General features: G+C 41.0%; 1 protein-coding gene. It reads left to right on the top strand.

Annotated elements, in window-relative coordinates; genetic code table 11:
• On the top strand, positions 1-247 hold a 247-nt coding region (locus Q3W56_RS20645; protein WP_302896698.1), incomplete at its 5' end, for a transposase.
• Positions 248-498 lie beyond the last annotated feature (251 nt).

Raw genomic sequence — 498 nt, 5'->3', positions numbered from 1 at the left:
CATCACCCGGCATGTATGGGAGGACCACAAAGAAAAGGTCAGACAAAATCGCTTATCTGTTTCAGGAAAAACCCTCTATAAAAAAAGAAAAGAAAAAATAGAGCGAAGCTTTGCAGATTCAAAACAGTTGCATGGGCTTCGCTATTGCAGATTGAGGGGAAAACGGAATGTGAGTGAACAAGTTCTCCCCACAGCCGCATGCCAGAACATGAAGAAGATTGCCACATACCTAGCCAAGCAGGGCTAGGTATGTGGGAGCTCTTTTTCTGTTTTTAAAATCAGCCGAATATCCAAAAAACAGCGTAAAACAAAAAAAGCTTGTAGAAAAACATCGTTTTCTCTACAAGCTGACTGCCGAAATAATTCGGCAGTCTCAGCGTGTCGACAAAGTCACAATAAGTGGCTTCATCGACACGCTTTTTTTGTTAAAATATGAGTGAATCTAGATTTTGGAGGTTTTACCATGTTGTCCAAACACTCAAAAGATCAGCGTGAACA

This window comes from Bacillus sp. C28GYM-DRY-1 (assembly GCF_030519405.1).
Lineage (GTDB): Bacteria > Bacillota > Bacilli > Bacillales > Bacillaceae > Bacillus > Bacillus spizizenii_A.
Note: the sequence above shows the minus strand (reverse complement) of the source record. Positions and strands in the feature narration are given on the sequence as shown.